This window comes from Myxococcus sp. AB036A, from assembly GCF_006547355.1.
GTDB classification, from domain to species: Bacteria; Myxococcota; Myxococcia; order Myxococcales; family Myxococcaceae; genus Myxococcus; species Myxococcus virescens.
Genome location: NZ_VHLC01000099.1, coordinates 1 through 15,516, shown reverse-complemented (window position 1 = coordinate 15,516; position 15,516 = coordinate 1). Strand labels below are relative to the sequence as shown.

Here is a 15,516-nt window from a genome sequence, read left to right as displayed (position 1 = left end):
CCGCCCGCACCCGGTGAGCGTCAAGGTAGATGTCGCGTGAAAGGATTCAACCGAAGCGCTTCAACTCCTGCACTGCCGGGGTGAGATTCGGTGAGGGGCCGAGGCGGACGGGGCCTGCGGGTGTCCAGTCGCGCGTGTCGCGGCTCCATCGCTCGGGGTGACGGGCTTTAGCGCGTTGGTACACCTGGTGGCGCCGGGCGAGCAGCGCGGCTTCACGCCGGAAATGCCTGTCGTCGGGTGTGACGAAGCGGATGGCCGAGTGAAGTTGCCCCACCGGCGCGGTGGACGGATGCCCACGCCCGCGGCCTTCAGGTAGCCGCTGGCCGTCTCACGGCGGACTCCCGTCGCGTCCTCGATGCGTCTCAGACTCCAACCCAACCGCCCCAGGGCGATGACCTGCTGCTTCTTCTCGTCGCTCAAGACGTTGCCCATCCCCCGGGCGGACTCCACGTCCCACCCGGGCGTCAACGTCTCGGAACTCCCCATTGGCCGGTTTTCACGTGACCATTGAGGCCGGCGTCTCTTCGAGTTGCGGTGCCTGGAAGCATGTGCCCGGTCCGCTGAGCCGGTCCTCTATGTGGACGAGGTGGACATCCATCTCAATCCGAAGGTGGGACGCGACTGGTGCCTGCCCGGCCAGCGCCGGGTGGTGCTCACGCCAGGCAACAACAAGAAGCGATACCTGGCCGGCGCCCTAGACTCGAAGACGGGCCGCCTCACCTGGGTGGAAGGCAAGTCGAAGGCCAGCTCACTCTTCATCCAACTGCTTTGGCGCATCGCCGGTGAGTACCGTGGCGCCCCACGAATCCACCTCATCCTGGACAACGCCTCCATCCACAGCAGCCAGAAGACGAGAAAGGCGCTCGAGCAACTCGGCGGCCGGATTGTCCTCCACTGCCTGCCGCCTTACTGCCCGGACGCCAATCGCATTGAGCGCGTCTGGCTGGACCTCCACGCCAACGTCACTCGCAACCATCGCTGCCGCACTCTCCGGAAGCTCATGCGGCACGTCCATGCCTATCTGCACGCTCGCAACGCCCAGCGCCGTGCCAGTCCTATCCTCCGCAAGGTCCATCTGCGGCGCGCCGCTGGAGCGCGTGCGAGATTCATGATCGGGCGTTTAGTCCTCTGGCCGGGAAGAGATTAACGGGCGGTGCGCACGTGTTCCCTAGGCATGAGGCCACACGCTCGGAATCGAGGGCTGAAGCTGAAGTAAGCGGACAGGGCAGCGCTGGAGGCACTGACACGCCGCGGGCGCGAGTCCGTGCGGGTCTTGAAGCGAGCGAGGGCGCTGCAGTTGCTGTCCGAGGGCTGGACGGTGGTGGGAGCGGCCGAGGCAGTAGGCGTCACACAAACCACGGTGCGCAACGTACGCCGCCGCTACCTGGAGGAAGGGCTGGTAGGGGCACTGCATGAGAGGCAACGGCCCGGAGCGGCGCGGCTTCTGACGGAGAGGCAGGCCAGCGAGGTAGTCGCCATGGTGTGCGCGCCGCCTCCGGAGGGCCGCACCCGCTGGACGGTGCGCCTCATTGCCGAGGAGGCGGTGCGCAGGGGCGTCGTTGCGAAGGTAGGGCGGGAGACTGTGCGCGAACTGCTCCTTCGTCATGATTTGAAGCCTTGGCGGGAAAAGAATGTGGTGCGTGCCAAAACTGGACGCCCAGTACATAGAGCGCATGGAGGACGTACTGGAATTGTACGCGCGGCCACTATGCCCGGCGGAACCTGTCGTCTGCTTCGATGAGAGGCCCGTGCAACTGCTGGAGTGGGTGCGTCCTGCCTCACCTGCCTGCCCTGGCCGGGAAGCTCGCCAAGACTATGCCTACTTTCGTTGTGGCACTGCCAATCTCTTCTGCGCAGTGGAGCCCAAAGCGGGCTGGCACTTCGTGAAGGCTACTTCCAACAGGAAGAGCGAGGCGTTTGCTGAAGCGCTGCGGGACGTTGCCAATCACTACCCGGACGCAGAAACCATTCACCTGGTGCTCGACAACCTCAGCACCCACTCCTGCCGCGCCTTGGAGGTCCGATTCGGGGCACGAGCAGGTCGTCGACTCTGGCGGCGCTTCACTGTGCATTTCACTCCCGTGCACGGTAGTTGGCTCAATCAAGCGGAGATAGAGATTTCCCTGCTCTCACGTCAGTGCCTGGGCAAGCGGCGCATCCCAACCCTCGACAAGCTCGACCAGGAAACAGACGCCTGGGAGCGGTGGGCCAACCACCAGCGGCTCCGAATCCGCTGGCGGTTCACCATCCCAAAGGCCCGGGCGAGATTCGGATACGACCCACCAAACCTCTCCCGGCCGGAGGGCTAGGCTTCTTAGGCCCGCGTGAATTGCTGATGACGGCCTCCAGGCGCACATCCATCACCAGACGCGCATGGACCGTCCCCCGGGTCAGGGTAGCGTCACGTCATAGCAGGAGCGCAATTCGCCGGGCTTCTCGCCCGGCCAGACCGCCCGGGCGCCCCAGCGGCCTCCGTTCCTGGGCCGACCCCGGGTGTGGACGCGGATGCGCTTCAGGTCCGGCTGCACCTCCAGAAGGTTATAGAGGCGCGGCACCGACTCCGGCCGCTCGTGGGTCGGAGCACCGAAGCTCCCCGCCCCAATCACATTCATCCGCCGCACCGGGTGGAGATAGTTAAATAGGTCGGCTCGGTCCTCGTGAACGTGGCCATGCAGACAAACTTGGTAGTCCGCTTGGAGCAGTCGGTCCATGAAGGCGTCGGCCTGCATCTTCTCGTTGCCCGTGACAGGATGGTGCCAGACGGCCAACCGGAGAATCCTGTCGCCCTGCGCGAGTTCTCCCTTCTCTTGGGCTTTCTTGATCAACTCCTTCGCCGCAATGAGCCCCTTGGAGAGCGCCTGCTCGGAAATGCTGGAGCGCTCTCGGAAGTATTCGTCAATCTGCCAGGACGAGTTCATCGCCAGGAACTGGATGCGCGAGTCGGTGAAGAGGAGCGGGATGCATTGGTCTTGCGGCGTGAGTGGATATGCCCTCTGGATGAGCGGGTGGTAGAAGTGGTCCGAGAAGTTCTTGAACCGCTCCGGGTACTTCGCGTCGTCCCGGACAAGGTACCCATCCCCTTGCTCCCGCAGTGAGCCTGCTGGCAGCTTGCCCACGGTCACCAGCCGCCTGTTCTGCCAGTTGTAGACCTGGGTGTTCCAGTCCAGGTCGTGGTTGCCGGGAACAATGATACAGGACTGGGCCGTGAGGCCGAACTGCTCGATAAGTTTGGAGACGAACTGGCGAGCCTTCTCGAACTCACCCTGGCTGGCCCGCTGGGTGATGTCGCCCGAGATCACCAAGTAGTCCAGGCGCTCGACGCCGAGCCCTTCCTTGTTGTCGAATAGGTCCGCCGCGAGAGGCTCAAGGAGGCTGTCTGGGTCATCCGCCTCCTCGACGTGCAGGTCGCTCAGGTGAAGGATGCGGATGGGGGCCTCCTTGACCGGCTTCGCCTTCGTCTGCTCCGTTATGCTCACCTTCACCTCCGCGACAACTTGGGAGCGCATCTCCCGGATTACAGTCCGCAGGGCCTGGACATCCTTCTTCAGGTCGGGATTGCGCTCACGAGACTGCTGCGCGCCGAGGGTAATCTGCGTGCGGCTGTCGCAGGAGGGGCAGCCAATGTCCTGCTTCCCCTCGGCGAGCCGCCTGCGGACGACATCTTCCGCAAAGACGATGCCGCAGGAGCAGGTGATGGCCAGCCGCTCCAGCAGCGTCACCCCCTGGTCGCTCAGGTGTTCCTCGATAAAGTTCACGAACAGCTCGCGCGTGGACTCGGGCGTACCCTCGTCGAAGTAGACATCGAGTTGGGCAATCCCCCGCGCGCTCTGCCCCTGGCTCTGAACCCGGCGTACCCCCGAGGAGTCCTTCCCGGCTTGGCCAAACTCGGCGCGGTCTTTCCAGAGCCGCATCGCGCCAAAGCGCCGACTCAGGGCAAGCGAGGCGATGAGCGACGCGTACATGTTGTCGATGGGACCGGAGAAGTCGTAGTGCAGCGAGATGGTCCGCGAGAAGCTCGTTCCGGGTTCCTCCGTGAGCGGCTGGAAGAGCGAGGGGAAGATGAGTAGGCCCTCGTGACGCAGGCAAATGCCGTGCTCAATGAGCAACTCAATGACGCAGTCGATGACCGGCAGTTCCTGGTCCCGGGGCAGCCGGTGCTCCGGGAGGATGCGCGGGAACTTCATGTCCGGCGACATGACCTTCGCCATGTTGATGGCGGGCACCCCGTGGGCGTTCTCCCGGGCGGCGACGATGAGCGCCCCCGCATAGCGCTCTAGTTGCTCGACTTCCAGGATTAGCACCCGCTGTCCGTCCCCCATGCGAGTGTCCGCGACAAGCCCCTGCCGCGTGAGATGGCCGACCACCGCCCGGAGCGCCTCCGGGTCATAGGCACTCCCAGTGTCCTTGCGCAGCTCGTCTTCCAGCGCTTTGAACGTTAGCACCACTCGCTTGGACTCGCGCAGCCGTTGGATGAGGTCCCGGATGCGCTGGAATAGCTCAGGGCGGCTGCTCTTCTCCATGGCCGCCCAGTCGATGACCTCCGACAGGGCCTGCTTCAGCTCGAGAATGCCCTGTCCTGTCTTAGCACTCGTCAGGATGAACTTCTTCTCGCAGTCCAGCCGCTGCACCAGTGCCTCTAGCGCCGGCCGGTCAACCGGGGAGACGGGGCTGTCCACCTTGGTCCCTACGAGAATCTTGCGGATGTCCCGGCCGCCCACCTGGGACACCAAGCGCTGGTTCCACCCTTCGATCTCGGCCATAGCCCCCTCTCCACGCCCGGGCTCCATCACCATCAGGGCCGCCGCAGAGTCCTTCAGGAAGAGTTGGTGCACCAACTGGTACTCGCTCTGTCCTCCCAGGTCCCAAAGGACGAGTTCCCGGCGTGCCCCTGCCGTCTTCGATGACTCCAGGGGCATTGACCAAAATTGCATGCCATGGGTGAAGTCCAAGTCGCGGTACTCATCCTCCGCCATGCGCAGGGCCAGACAGCTCTTCCCTACGCGTCCCTCTCCCACCAGCACGACCTTGGCGCTCACCTCGTGCACAATGGTGGGCGCCGCGCGGGCACCAAGGAGCTTGTCGGCATCAATGTCCCAGAGGCGCACCGCCCCCCCGGCGGAGTCCGAACTAGCCAGGATATTCCTCCTGGGAGAGAAGGCCAGCCCTGCATAGGACTGGCGCATGGCGGGCTCGTGGAGTTGCGCCACCGTCTCCCAGGTATCGGTTCGCCACAGCCGAATGGCTCCGTCAAGTGACTTGGAGGCCAGCAATTGTCCGTCGAAGGAGAACGTGACGCTCGTTACGACGTCGGTATGCCCTTCCAGTACCGTAATGTCGTATTGGTCATCGGCATCCAGCACATAGATTGTCTTGTCCCGAGACGCGGCGGCAACCAGACGTGAACCCGGCTTCCAGGCAATGTCGAGGATGTCCCCCCCAAGCGAATGAACGTGGCTTGCAGGCTTAGCGAATTCGCTCCCGCCGTTGGGTGGGAACTCCAAGATCATGAAGTTGCTCCGCCCCTCTCCGCCACATGCCAACATCGCTCCGTCTGGAGACCACGCCAGAGCGTAGACTATTCTGAGGGGGAAGAAGTTATCCCTTGAAGTGAGGGTACCCGCTTTAGACCAGGTCCTCGTGTTCCACCCCTGGACCCCCCCTGCCTCCGCATCGTCGACCGCGAGCACCCCACGGCTCGACCACGCCATGACCAAGCCTTCATGACGCAAGGACTCAGGAAGGGCGACACGGCGTCCATCTACCCGCCAGATGCGAGCTGAATGTTTCGAGCGAGACGCGATGAACTCGCCGTCGGGAGAGAAAGCGAGGTCAGCCACATCCATCTTGTGTGCCCGGAGCGTCCAGCGCGACCTGTCTTCACCCAACTTCCAACACGCGATGTGTCCGCCCGAAAGACCAATCCCCAGCATGTCTTCCGTGGGTGACCAAGCCATCCAGCCGCCCCCCTCTCCGCCCGTGTCCAGCATCGCCCCGAGATTCACGCCAAGCGGAAGGGACGGTGGCGCGAAGTCCTTGAGCACCCGGACCTGCGGGAACGCATCACTCGGCGCCGGACTCGACAGCGCGGGCAGCGTAGACTTGGCATCGACGCGAGCTGCTGACTCACCCACCCTCCTCTTCCAAAGGAGGTCCGCCATAGGAATCTCAAGGGCGTCCCTACCTGCCGGCACCGCCTTCGCATCCGCCCCCAGCATGAGCACGCCCTTCTGGATAGACGCGGCGCGAGGGAACAGCATGAGGCGCCCGCCCACGCCAGGAGTGTCAATCACCCCAGCCGTGTAGCCCCAGGCGCCTTTCGCGGCTTCAGCCCTCGCCTCGCTGAAGAGCGAGGGCGCTTGGATGGCGAGGGACCAAGGGCGAAACCGGAACTCCATGCCCGCGCCCCCCTCCGCATGCCCGCTTCCGCACAAATGCAGGAGCAGGTGTTCCGGTGGTATGAGTGCTTCGCCCAGCTTCGTCAGGGACTGGGTGCGCAGCTTTGCCGGGGGATGATGCGTTAGCAGCATCACGAAGTCGTGACGCTGCCCCCACTCCTTCACATTCTTGCCAAATGCCCACTCGACCTGCTCCACGTCGACTTCGTACTTACCCTCCGCGCGGTCCTTCGCAGCGCTGAGGAAGTTCGAGTTGAGCCCGATGATCCCGACCTTTAAGTGCTCCGTCTTCACGGTCGCAGCGAAGTCTCCGGGCAGCAGTCCCCTCTCGAAGGACTGAAGCTGCGGGGATGAGTGGGTGAGGCACCATCGGTTGAACCAGTTGTTGAAGGGGATGAAGCTCTCCCTGATGGCCTGCTCCAGCGTGCTCGTTTCCGAGCCGCGAAGCGCCCTACGTGCATCCAGCGCGCGGCAACGCTCTCCCACGCCCGCCCCCTTTGAAGGGCCACGCCAGAGGTCGTGGTTACCCGGGACCACGAGCAGGGCTGGGTCCGAGCCCAGGCTCCGGAAGTACTCCCACAGCGTCTCAAGGGTGGAGTTCAGTAGGTCAAACTCGCGGGTACTTCCCGACATCGTGAGGTCGCCGGTGATGAAGACGAGATCCCAAGGCCCCAACCCGGCATGGAGCCGGCGCAGGTCCTGTTCGAAGGCTTCTCGGTTCTCCGGGCGAAGCAGCCGCGAGCCGTGGACCCCCAAGTGCAAATCAGACAGGTGAAGCCAGCTAAGATAGGGCCTTTTAACGCCTGCCGTCCCCTGAACAGCTACCGGCCGGCGAGTACCCACTGAGTCCTTCGCCAAATCCTGCAACTGTTCCTCTCGCCCAACGAAGAGACCTCTGGGCGCCGCTGCTCGTGCGTCATTCGCCTCAGGACCCCACCAGCGAAGCCGGCCTCCGTTTGTGCCAGGATACTGACTGTCGTCGCTGTACCAATGACCACGAGAGGACCAGGAGCGGAACAACACGTCGCATGCTTCGGGCCTCCCCTGCCCATCCACCGTCATCTGAATCAACTGGCAGGAGTTGGGGTACCTGTCACTCTCATACAGGCACCCGGCCGCCAGCGAGCGCAGCGCAGAAGACGGCTCCTCCGACAACACCGCCTTGGCCTCATGCAGGTGCCCGCGTAGCAGCACGTCCACATTCCCAGCCAGCAGCCGGCGTGCATGTGCGCCGTCCATCAACTGGTCCAACGGATGGTGGATGAGGGCTAGGCGCACGCCAGCGAGCTCTCGCCCTTCCTCCGTGGCCAAGCGCATCACTTGGTCTTCGGTGAGCCACAGCCGGCCCGAGTCGTTGTCGTCACCGGCCAGCCACGCCGAATCGAGGCCGATGATGTGCACCGCGAAGGGCTGCCCCGGCAGGCGCAGCGTCTCCCGGTAGCCCAGCCGTGGGTGAAGCCCCTCCGACGGCAGGAGGCCTGGGCGCCCCAGTCCCTTCCTCACCCATTCCCGATAGGCCGCCTGGCGCGAGAGCACCTCGTCACGGATAGTGGTGCGAAAGCCGCAGGGCGCCCACTCCTTTTCCGAGGCCATCCACTGAGAGAATTCCTGAGCGTCACTTGGACGAAGCAGCCCTCGCAACTCCTTCCAACTTTCAGGGGCCACGGACCGGTCCACGTCGTGGTTGCCGGGCACCACGAAGAGGCGCTCGCGCGGGCACTGGAGGCGAGAGAGCACCTCGTCCAGGAACCGCCCTACCCCTTCGTACTCCACCAAGCGGCCGGAGAAGGCCAAATCTCCCGTGAAGGCCACCATGTCCACGGGGCCGTCTTGGACGAGTTCGTCGAGGTTGCGCTTCCAGGCGTCGCCAAGGACGCGACGCCGACGCCACGATTCCTTCTCCCAGTCACCGCGGATGTGCAGGTCAGAGATGTGAAGGATGCGCAGCCGGTGGCCCATGGTACCCCCTCTGCACGCCAGTATGGCACCGTCGTGAGCCCTTGTCCGTGGTCACACACCCGGGAGCGTGTACCGACCTTGAGCCCGGGCGAAGACGGGAGGCTGTGGCGACCCGCGACGTGAAGTTGAGGTGACGCGAAGCTTTCGACGCCGCCTCGTGGCGCCCGGAGTGGCGCAAGGTTGGAGTTGAAATTGCCCTAGAAGTGATCTCAGAATTGCCTCAAGAGGATGAGGATGCAACCGAGGTGGAGAAAGCCGAGGAAGTTCTGCACTTTCACTTCATAGCGAGTGACGAGACGCCGGAAGTTCTGGAGCCAGGCGAAAAGCCGCTCCATCTTCCAGCGTCGGCGGTATCGACGTAGCTCGCGCCCATCCTTCGTCTTGCGTCCTCGACGGTGCGGGGCAATCAGCTTCACTCCCCGCTGATGCCACAATCGCTCGTCGAGCTTGTCAGCGTCATAGGCTTTGTCGCCGATGAGCCGCTCGGGAAGTTCGTCGATGAGGCTCTCGTCGAGGGTGGCTTCGAGGAGCTTGGTTTCGTGGGGAGAAGCGCTTGCCGCGCCAATGGCGAGAGGAAGACCAGCGCCGTCTGCAGCTGCCATGACCTTCGTCCCCTTGCCCCGCTTCGTTTTCCCGACGCAGGACCCCCGTTTTTCGCCGAGGCGAAGTACGCGTCGACGAAGCCTTCCTCCAGGTCGAATCCTCCGCGCTCTTTGAGGTCCAGGGCCAAGGCTCGCAGGACGGCGCGGAAAGTACCGTCCCTTACCCAGCCCTGAAACCAGCGGTGGACCGTTTTGTAGGGCGGATACTTCTCCCGCGGCAGCTCGCTCCATTGGGCCCCGGTGCGCAGAATCCACAGGATGCCGTCCCACAGCGCCCGTGAGGGCGTGGGCGTTCGCCCAGGCCGGTCCTCCCGCTTCAGCTTCCGCGCGGGGAGTAGCGGCTCAATCAGGCTCCACTGTTCATCAGTCAGGTCCACCGGTCAGCTTCGAACATGGCCATCCCCTCCATGTCGATCAGCGGCCCGGCCATCGCTCTCATGCCTGCTCGCTCAATTTCGAGACCGGCTCTAGTTCCGCGCAACTTCGCGCCCCACGGCACCCAAGTTCTGGCGAGCCACGCCTGCGGAGGGCACTCTCTTCTTCGGGGAGCTCGTGTTGTCCACCACCAGCGCCTCGACTTCCGGCAGGTCGGCCTCCAGATTCTGCGCCAGCTGGCGGCGAATCTCGTCGTCACTCCAGTCCGCCACCGACACGCACTGCTGAAGCCGCTGCCACACGGCCTCGCGCTGGCGAACAACCTCCACCAACCACCCCGCCATAGGCTCCGCGCCTTGCGCTCTCCATCCAGCAGCAGGCCCATAAGGTGCAGTTCCAGGGCGCGTCGCCGCTCTATCCGGCCCAGCCATCATCGAATCGAAGTACGCGAGCGGCTCGCGGTCGAGCGTGCGCATCTGGGCAGCCGTCATACAGTCACCCTCCCCACCACCCACTTCCGCATCGAGCACGTCCTGCACCCCGGGAAGAACAAGCTTGAAGCGGTAGTACGCCCTGCGGGCGGTGATGCCGCTCACAGGCGGCACATGTCTTCGATGGCGGACCAAGTATGGATTGTCGGTAGTCAATACCGTCGCTCAAGGAAAACGCCGCGCCCGCCAACAGCCCGCGCCGGTGCACGGGGGTGCTAGGAGGCCCTCAGGCCGCAGTGTTCCGGGAGAAGAGTACCTCCACCGCCAAGTCTTTGCTGAAGGGGCAGACGGGGATCAGGTCTCCGATGAAGCGGATGGTCTCCTGGTTGAGCGCATCCGCGAGCTGCTGGAAGTGCTCGGGGGTTCGCGGATCGGCCGTCCCAAGGTAGCGCATGTACACGGCGGCCTCCGCCTGCAGGTTCCGCTCAGGCTGCTGTGTTTCCGGGCGGACAACGTGAATCCAGGCATTCCGGAGGGTCATCACCTGTCGCACGATGCAGTCCGGATGCTCGTAGCAGAGTTCGGGGAGCCTTCGCGGCCCCTTGGTCGCGCCCCCCCCGGTGCCGTCATTGAGGAGGCGGGCGAGCGACAGCACCAATCGTCCGAAGTCCTCCGGGCTGTTGATGGTCCGCCGCAGGAAGGGCACGTCCTGCGCGGTCGTGAAGACATCGGGGCGAATGATGTGGTCGTGGCGCCCCGTCAGCCGCTGGTAGCGCGTGTTCAGCGAGTCGACCACCTGCACCAGCTTGTCATAGGAGTCCTCCTCACGTGGCCCCGTGGGCGTGTCCGTCTCCAAGGAGCGCGCCTGGAGCCAATGGCTCAGCAGCAGGCCTGCGGGCCTGAACTCCTTCGTTCCAGGCGCGGCCCAGCCGGCCATCTGAAGCTCGTACAGGATCCATTCGGCGGCCTTCACCGGCTGCTCGAGGACATGCCGCGCGCTGGATGACAACCGCCGGTACGAGGAACTCCAGTCTTGCCGCAGCCGCTGCATCAGCCGGAACTCCAGCTTCTCCCACGTTCCTAACTGCCCAAGCTTCTCATTCTTGAGCTCATCCTCCTCCGCGAGCACCGCTAGGGCCTGCTGGACCCAGAGCGCATAGCCGCCGACCCGCTCATGAACAAAGCGCGCCACGAGCTCCGGCTGCCGTGAATCAGCGGGGAAGCCGGCCGCGCGCTGAACCATCTCCTGGATTTCCCGGCGGCTGAGCGGCTCCAACAGCTCCTGCATCTCGTTCAGCAAGGGCGCCAAGTCACTCAGCTCGTCCCTCCACTCCTGCAGGCAGCGGGCGAGTGGGAGCCGACTGGCAATTACGTAGCCCACGCGCGTCTCGTTGTAGACGGCCTGCCGCAGGTCGGCCTGGTGGTCCCTCCGCAAGTCGGAGCCCACGGCCTCGAAGTCGTCGATGACGATGATGAGCCGCCCGGGACAAACGGCCAGCCCATGCTTGACCGCGACCACCATGGAGCCAGCGTCCGCCACCGCATGGTGCGGCAGCCCTCGCTGCGCCAGGGTGTCCGCGATGCGCTGAATGAGGTAGCGAATGGCGCCCTGCGGCTCGCCCTTGTGCTCGCGAAAGCTCGCCTGGACGACGACAGCCTCCTTCAGCGCTGGCTGTGTCAGGAACTCGGAGTGCGAGAGCTGCTGCAGGAGACTGGAGCGCCCGCTCTGCCGCGGCCCTACCACGGAGACCGAGTTTGTCGTCGTCGTGCCGCCCAGTGTCATGAGCAGCTTGCGAAGCCGCCGCTGTCCCGCGAACGACGGTGCACCCGGCGGCAGCGCCGTCCGGGATGCAAAGGGCTGGGAGTCGATGGAGGCGTTCACAGTGCGTACTCCTGGCGTTGAAGGACGTGCCTGGCGAGCAGCGCCGGGCGCAGCCGCAACTCCTCCCTCCAGCGCGCCGTCAGGTGGTGCTCGCTGAGCCACTCGAGGCAGCGCTCCAGGGCGGCGGCATCCACCGTCTTGTTATAGGCATGGTTGTTCAGGTGCTCGAGTAGGTCTTCCACGGAGCCGCGCTTGTCATCCACGCCCAGCTCGGCGAGCGCGCGGATAACCGCCTTGCGCAGGGGGTCATCCCCCACGGCACTGAGCAGGAAGGAGAAGTGCGCCGTGCGTCGGGACACAGCCTCCACGACCTCCAGCACGTCACGGTGCGTGGCCACAGTCTGCTGCCGCTGGAGCATCCGTAGGAAGAGTTCGTGGCAGACGATCTGGATGAGGTTGGGCAGCCGGTCCGTCTCGTCGAGTATGAGATTGGTGGCCGGACCGGTGACGTGGAAGTACTTGCCCACCGGCTCCTGGATGAGTTCGCGCGCGGCGCGCTCATCCAGGGCCTTCAGCTCCACGGGCAGGCCCAGCTGGAACAGCCGCTGCTCCGGACCGAAGGTGGCCTTCTTCAGCTCGGGCGTTCCCGCGACGATGAAGCCAATGGGCAGGTACTGGATCCAGTGCCGCAGGGTGTGGATGAGGTCTCCGAAGCCGAGCGCCTTCTGCTCGCTCGTGAAGAGCATCTGGAACTCGTCGAAGAGCAGCAACAGCCGCTTGGAGGGCCCGAGCGCCTCTGCCACGCCCCGCAGGTACTTCTCGAAGCCGTCGTAGCAGTCCGGCGCCTTACGCAGCTGCGGCTCCACGGCTCGCGCTCCCGCGTGGGTCAACTCCTCACGGATGTGGTAGGCGAACTTCTCCAGCAGCATCGCGGGCATGTCACCCGACAGCAGATGGCGCTCGAGGTCCAGGTGCACTATCTCGTAGTGCTTGCGGAAGCGGTCCTCGAAGCTCAGACGCTGCAGCAGGGACGACTTCCCGATGCGGCGCATGCCGTAGATGAGTACAAAGTTGTCGCCGTGCTGGCCCCGCAGCTTGCCGAGGATCTCATCGACCTCCTTGTTGCGCCCCTTGAAGATGGTCAGCGCGTTGAGGCACTTGCCCGTGACGTACGGGGTGGCCACCCCTTGGTGGGGGTAGCTGGCGACGACGTTGACCTGGAACTTCCGGCGTGCGAGTTGCTCCGTCTGGCCCCGGGAGTCCTCCCGGTACAAGAGCAGGGTCACCTGAGCCTTGGCCGCCTCGCCTCCCCGCTCGCTGCCAGGAGCGGCGACCAGCGGGAAGACGACGTCCTTCACGTCGCCCCGACGCAGCAGCCCCAACTCGCGAATCTTGTTCGCAGACTCCAGCCGCAGGGTCGGGTGCTCCACGGTGGCGGCCAGCTTCAGGTCCTGGGCATAGCCCACGCCATCCCGGTAGGTGACGTTGGCCACCAGCTGGATACCCTCATCCGGCGACTCCTCGGCGGAGGAGAGGTAGACCAGGGTAGTCGCCAAGCTGCACGAGAAGCGCGTGTCGCTGGACGGTGTGTTGGGAGAGAACAACCGCGGCAGGAAGGGCTCCTTGATCCGGGCGCACAGCTCGGAAGGAACGCCGACCTCCTCCAGCGACCGGATGAGCCGAGCGAGCCACTCGTCCAGGGACTGCTGCGTCCAGGAGCCTGACCACTGCGAGAAGAGATCCTCCAGCTGTTCCGCGACCTCAAGGGCGAGCCAGGGGTTGAGCAGGTCCACGACCACCCGGGCCACCAGCCGGGTGTCGTGGTCGGCGCCGACGCGGAGCACGTCCCGGAGCAGCAACCCGCGCAGGTGGTGGTCGTTCTCGCCCAGGGTGGACAGCAGCCGGGGCAAGGCCCAGCCTCCAATGGCCGCCACCTCGAGCATGGTGGACGCCAGGACGTCGAGCCCGCGGTACTCAACGAACCGGCGGATGAGAAAGGCGATGCGCAGGTGATTGCGCAGTTCGTCCCAGGGCAGCGACTCGCGGGCGCGGGCTAGATGGCTGCCCTCGAGCCGAGCGGCGAGCCACAGCGTCAGGGCTTCATCCAGGAACCAGCGGGATTCCTCCGAATCGGGATCACTGGCCAGCAGCAGCGTGGCGTCCCGGGCGTACTCCGAGGCACGCCCGAAGCCACGTTCCCGCGCCTGGGCGAATCCCTCGTCCAGGGCCCAGCGGGCTAGGACGGGGCGCCACCGCCCATGCTGCGCGTGGAGCATCTTCGCGCTGCGCAGTTGGATGGCCTGACGCTCGTGTGGCGCCAGCAGCCCCGTGGACTGGGACGAGGGCAGCCGAAAGTCGGCGGGGACCTCCATCCGGTCCCAGGCCTGCCGGGCGAAGCGGCTGAGGGAGCCGACCTCCACGGGCGACACGGTCCGAATGCGTGGGGCGCGAGGCGACGCGAAGGCCGTGGCGCCCCCCGTGCGAAGGATAGGAGGGAGATTGCGACTGGGGTGGTTGGAAGGCAGCGACAGCAGCGCCAGGTTCCGCCGGGACTCCAGCAGGTCGCCCGCGAGCGCGGCCTCCAGCGCCCTCGCCAGGATGGGGCCTTCCTCCAGCCGCCGGCCCTTCAAGATGGCATCTAGCGCGGGCATAAACTGGTCATGGACATCCTGGCGCCGCCGCTGGTTGAACGTGTGCCAGCGGGCCAGGGCCCGGTCGGTCTCCACCGACAGCTGGTTGAACTGGTCATCCGCGGCGGCATAGGGCAGCCGCGACAGCTCCCGCAGCAGGCCTGCGGCCCGCATCTGGAGTTCCGTGAGCTGCTGGCTCAGCGCCGCATCGTCGTGGGCTCCCCCGTTCAGGGCCTGCTCGATGGGTTCGAGCAGGAAGCTCTTCACCATCGCCGCCAGTTCGAGGCGGGCGTCGTCGATGGCAGCCCTCACCTCGGCCCCCACCGCGTCTTTTTCGGGGCCCTCAAGGTGCTCGACCAACGCTTCGGCCAAGTCCAGCCGCTTCTTCGAAAGGTACGCGCCCGCCACGGCGCGGGGCGCGCAAAGGCCGGCGAGTTCCTCCAGGATGTCCTCGCCGGCGCACTGCACCCAGTCCGCGTCGCCCGCGAGTTGGAACCGCCAGCGGAGCCAGGGCCGGGACAGCCCTTGCCGGAACATCTCCCGGACCTCCTCCTCGAAGGAGGCACCGCCCTCCGGCGTGTGGACCCGGGTCGGCGCATCGACAAGCCGCGACAGGTACCCGGCAGCAATCCGCCCCAGCGCCCCCCGCCGATTGAGGACTTCCAGCTCATCGCGCAGGACGCTAGCGCCCAAGGGTGACAGCAACCCTGCGGGTAGCTCAGCCAGGACCTCGGTCGCGACGGGAAGGTTGCGCTGGTAGTCCTCGATCCACTGTGGGATGAGTTCCTCGGCCTTGGGGTTGAGCCCGCGGAAGCCTGCGTCCTCCAGCCCCTGCTTCCAGAGGTTGGCGGGCTTGATGGCCGCCAGCTCCTCCAGCGCAGCCTCCCGCTTCGTAGGCTGCTCCAGCCGGTCGCGCAGCGCGTTGAGCCGGAGCACGATGAGCTTCCAAACCTGCCAGGCCGGCCCTCCCCCCGGATTCTTCTGTTCGGTCCGGACCAGCATCTCAAGCGCCTGGGCCTTCTGGTGGTGGCGCTCCCGGAGCCGGGCGAGGTCCTCGTGGGAGTGGGCGGTGAAGGTCTCGAGGTGCTGGGCAATGGTGGGGAAGCCCGCCGCCACCAGCCGCCCCGGGAGGCCCTGGAAGAGAAGAGAGGTCTGTCCCGTCAGCGCCGCGAGCGCTCCCAGGAGGGCGTCACTGGCGGGCTCGTGCGCCGCGCCCGCGAAGTCGATGGCCCGCTGTGCAGCTACCAGGGGGGGAAAGGGTGACTGACGGGCCAGCCAGGGCGCCAGCAACGGGTGGGGGCC

8 protein-coding genes and 3 pseudogenes are annotated in these 15,516 nt (G+C 65.5%); 3 read left to right on the top strand and 8 right to left on the bottom strand.

Going from position 1 to position 15,516, the window contains the following annotated elements:
- Positions 1-46: 46 nt before the first annotated feature.
- Together FL344_RS39450 and FL344_RS30460 are read right to left on the bottom strand one after the other, a co-directional pair.
- Positions 47-262 (bottom strand): annotated as a pseudogene (locus FL344_RS39450) (hypothetical protein); the annotation flags it as partial.
- Positions 256-432, bottom strand: a pseudogene (locus FL344_RS30460) (IS21 family transposase); the annotation flags it as partial. The pseudogenes FL344_RS30460 and FL344_RS39450, both read right to left, overlap by 7 nt.
- Positions 433-529: 97 nt before the next feature.
- On the opposite strand from FL344_RS30460, the gene FL344_RS30455 reads away from it, so the two are divergent.
- From FL344_RS30455 to FL344_RS30445, 3 genes are all read left to right on the top strand, one after another.
- Positions 530-1,147, top strand: a complete 618-nt coding sequence (locus tag FL344_RS30455) for an IS630 family transposase (protein ID WP_228565490.1) — start codon at positions 530-532, stop codon at positions 1,145-1,147.
- 117 nt (positions 1,148-1,264) lie between these two features.
- Complete coding sequence (locus FL344_RS40115; RefSeq protein ID WP_194863313.1) at positions 1,265-1,741, top strand: helix-turn-helix domain-containing protein; 477 nt, start codon at positions 1,265-1,267, stop codon at positions 1,739-1,741.
- A complete protein-coding gene (locus FL344_RS30445) occupies positions 1,632-2,309 on the top strand; it encodes an IS630 family transposase (RefSeq protein ID WP_141620999.1) in 678 nt (225 codons plus the stop codon). The genes FL344_RS40115 and FL344_RS30445 overlap by 110 nt, the downstream gene beginning before the upstream one ends.
- Before the next feature lie 81 nt (positions 2,310-2,390).
- Here the strand turns inward: FL344_RS30445 and FL344_RS30440 are convergent, their stop codons facing one another.
- The 6 genes and pseudogenes from FL344_RS30440 to FL344_RS38700 all read right to left on the bottom strand — a co-directional run.
- On the bottom strand, positions 2,391-7,646 hold the full coding sequence (locus FL344_RS30440) for a metallophosphoesterase (protein WP_368667456.1): 5,256 nt from the start codon (positions 7,644-7,646) through the stop codon (positions 2,391-2,393).
- Positions 7,647-8,135: 489 nt separating this feature from the next.
- Positions 8,136-8,354: pseudogene (locus tag FL344_RS40110) on the bottom strand (metallophosphoesterase); the annotation flags it as partial.
- A 209-nt stretch (positions 8,355-8,563) separates the two neighbouring features.
- Positions 8,564-9,333 (bottom strand): IS5 family transposase gene (locus tag FL344_RS30435; protein WP_141620997.1). Its coding sequence is split into 2 segments (ribosomal slippage): positions 8,564-8,982 and positions 8,982-9,333, totalling 771 coding nucleotides; the frame shifts between segments, so codons are not numbered across the junction.
- A 90-nt stretch (positions 9,334-9,423) separates the two neighbouring features.
- Positions 9,424-9,927 carry a transposase gene (locus tag FL344_RS30430; RefSeq protein WP_141620996.1) on the bottom strand — a complete coding sequence of 168 codons (504 nt, stop codon included), beginning with the start codon at positions 9,925-9,927 and terminating at the stop codon, positions 9,424-9,426.
- A gap of 121 nt (positions 9,928-10,048) precedes the next feature.
- The gene (locus FL344_RS30425; RefSeq protein WP_141620995.1) at positions 10,049-11,644 is read right to left on the bottom strand and encodes a hypothetical protein; all 1,596 of its coding nucleotides are present in this window, start codon (positions 11,642-11,644) and stop codon (positions 10,049-10,051) included.
- A partial coding sequence (locus FL344_RS38700; protein WP_194863311.1) for a hypothetical protein occupies positions 11,641-15,516 on the bottom strand: 3,876 nt, incomplete at its 5' end. The genes FL344_RS38700 and FL344_RS30425, both read right to left, overlap by 4 nt.

What these genes read in the sequence shown, in the direction of transcription:
- FL344_RS30445 (WP_141620999.1), top strand. Translation starts at nt 1,632, where the DNA reads ATGTGGTGCGTGCCAAAACTGGACGCCCAGTACATAGAGCGCATGGAG.